This is a genomic window from Streptomyces phyllanthi, from assembly GCF_009377205.1.
Lineage (GTDB): Bacteria > Actinomycetota > Actinomycetes > Streptomycetales > Streptomycetaceae > Streptomyces > Streptomyces phyllanthi.
Window position 1 is genome coordinate 1 of sequence record NZ_VJZE01000724.1, and the last position, 2,956, is coordinate 2,956.

Annotated in this window: 2 protein-coding genes; both read right to left on the bottom strand. The window is 73.2% G+C overall.

Annotated elements, in window-relative coordinates:
- Positions 1–2,216, bottom strand: a 2,216-nt coding sequence (locus FNH04_RS43980) for a SpoIIE family protein phosphatase (protein ID WP_322725615.1), incomplete at its 3' end; no start/stop codon positions are given.
- A 303-nt stretch (positions 2,217–2,519) separates the two neighbouring features.
- Positions 2,520–2,912 (bottom strand): SCO5389 family protein, encoded by a 393-nt coding sequence (locus FNH04_RS43985; RefSeq protein ID WP_152791837.1) that lies wholly within the window; start codon positions 2,910–2,912, stop codon positions 2,520–2,522.
- Positions 2,913–2,956: the final 44 nt, after the last annotated feature.

The window sequence follows — 2,956 nt, forward strand, 5'->3', positions numbered from 1 at the left end:
GGCGAGGAGCCCGCGGCGGGAGAGCCCTGCGAGGGGCCCGCGGCGGACGCGCCCGGCAAGGCCGCCGCCGCGACGCGGGCGACCGCCGACGGGAGTACCTCTCCCGCCTGTTCCGGTACCCCCGCCTGTTCCGGTACCCCCGCGTGGTCCGGGACGCCTGCCTGCCCTGGCACCCCTGCCTGGTCCGGGACGCCTGCCTGCCCTGGCACCTCCGGCACGTCCGACCCCACAAGTGCGCGGCACAGCATCTCGGGCGTGGCCTCCGCGAGCAGGCCGTCCGTGTGCAGGGCGATCAGCGTGCCCGGTGGCAGGTCCAGCGTGAGGGACTCGAACGGGGCGCCGTCCACGCCCAGGGGCGGGCCGATCGGAAGGTCCTCCGCGAACGACACCGCGCCGTCCGGCGTGACCAGCGCGGGTGGCGCATGACCGGCGGCGGCCATCGAGCACGTACCCGACACCGGGTCGTGGACGACGTACAGACAGCGCGCGCCGACCGTGTGGAGGGTGCCCGCGCCGGGATCGGCGCCCTCCTGCCGGGCCGACTTGGCGACCATGTCGGCGAGGTGGGCGAGCACCTCCTCGGGCGGCAGATCGAGGTCCGCGAGGGTGCGTACGGCGGTGCGCAGCCGGCCCATCGCGGCGGCGCCGTTGATGCCGTGCCCCGAGACCTCGCCGACGACGAGGGCGACCCGGGCGCCGGAGAGCGGGATGACGTCGTACCAGTCGCCGCCGAGGCCGGTCAGCTCGTCGGCGGGCCGGTAGCAGGCGGCCACGTCCACGGCGTCCTGTTCGGGCAGCCGGCGAGGGAGGAGGCTGCGCTGGAGGACCAGGGCCGCGCTGCGTTCGCGCGTGTAGCGGCGCGCGTTGTCGACACAGACGGCGGCGCGGGCGACCAGTTCCTCGGCGAGGCCCAGGTCGATCTCGTCGAAGGGCTCCTGGCGGCGCCGGCCCCGGAAGAACGTGGTGATGCCGAGCGTGATGCCCCGCGCCCGGATCGGCACGATCATCACGGTGTGCAGCCCGAGGTCGAGGAAGGTGGCCTCACGGCCACCGGGCAGGGTGTCGGACCACTCCCTGGCCAGCGGGTCGAGCCGCGGCCGGCACCAGGAGGTGCCGTCGACCAGCGTGCGCACGGGGGGCGTGCCCGGCAGGTACGGGGCGAGGGCGCCGACCCTGACGGCGGCCTCCGGCACGCCCGTGTTCACCGACTGCTGCCCGGCGCGCCGCAGCGGCACCGCGTCGGCGCCGCGCACGGGCCCGGGGTCGGCTCCCTTCAGTACGGACTCCAGCAGGTCCACGGCGACGAAGTCGGCGAGCGCGGGCACCGCCACATCCGCCAGCTCCTGTGCCGTACGCGCCACGTCGAGGGTGCGGCCGATCTGCTCGCCGGCCCGGTCGAGGAGGGCGAGCCGCATCCGGGCGCGGTGGCGTTCGGTGACGTCGACGACCGTGTAGTACACGCCGAGGGAGTTGCCCTGGTCGTCGTCGAGCCGCGTGAACGACATCGCGTGCGCCGTCTCGCGGTGCGGGGCCGCGCGCACCCGGCCCACGTGCTCGTAGTCGACGACGGCCTCACCGGTCGTCAGGACCTTCCGCATCTGGGCCTCGATCCGGTCGGCGTCGAGGCCGGGCTGTACGTCGGCGAGCCGGCGCCCGATCCGCTCGTGCGCGGGGCCGCCGCCGTACGACTCCAGCGCCGTGTTCGACCACACGAACCGCAGGTCGGTGTCCACGATGGCGATCCCCACGGGCGACCGTACGACCATGCTCTCCAGCACGGCCCGGCTCATGTCCCACCCGGGAGCGTCGGCCATGTCGGAGAGCAGCAGGATCCAGTGCGAGGAACGACCGCTGTCCCGGACACCCCCCGCGAAACCCGCGGCCGCCGCGGCCCCCGCCCCGCCGGTCCCGCGCATCGGTACGGCCCGCACCATCAGCCGGACCCGGTCGCCGTCACGGTGGCGGGCGGTCAGGACCCCGCACCAGCCGCCCTTGTCCCGGTAGGTCTCGGCCAGGGGCGCGAGCCGGGCCGCGTCCTCGGGGACCAGGAGCTCGGCGATGCCCCGGCCCAGTACCTCCGTCGCCGGATAGCCGAGGAGGCGTTCGGCGTCCCTGGTCCAGCTCGTCACCGTCCCCCACGCGTCGAGCAGCAGCGGCGCGGCATCGGCCACGTCGAACCGCTGCCGGGTGACATCACTGTCCCTGTCGGTCCCCACGGCGACCCTCTCTGCTCTGAGACGCCCGATGACCCCATTATTCACCTGGTGTGATCGTCGTCCGGCACTCTTGTGACCGGGTACGGCGTTCGCAGCTGTGTTTTTTTCGGGGCGTGCGTGGGGACAATTGCACGGATACGTGTCCGGCGTACAGATGTCGCCCGACAAGGGGTGCCAGCAGGTATTCCCAGGTATGGGTACTGGCCGCTATCGCAGGTGGGAGTACTGGCCGGTATGAGAGAGCCGGTACTCCGGGGCGGACATCGCCCGCCTCGTCGCACCGGCCTCGTCGCACCGCCCCGCTCAGCAGTCGCGGAACTCCGGTGACTGGTTGAGGATCTGGGAGCGCAGAGACGTGAACCGGGCGTAAGTCTCGCCGCCGCGCGCCTCCTGCGGGAAGACCGCGACCCGGTGGCAGTTCTGGAAGGCCAGGGCGACGCCGAAGTGGCGCTCCAGGCTGCCCCTGATCGCGTCGCTGGACAGCGCCCGCAGCAGCTGACCGCGCTCCTTCTCGGACGGCGGCGGGGTCTGGTTGTCGGCGAACTCCGCGGTGCCGGCGCCCAGTTCGGTCACCAGCCGGGAGATCAGGTCGTAGGCGTACGGCAGGGACGTACGGACCGTTTCCACGAAGTCCGCTTCCCGCACCTCGCCGTTCTCGGCTTCGGCGAGCAACTGCGGGGAGACGTCGAGCGACATGGAGTGTGCTTCCTGTTCTGTGAGTGCTGTGGCGGAAGGGGGGG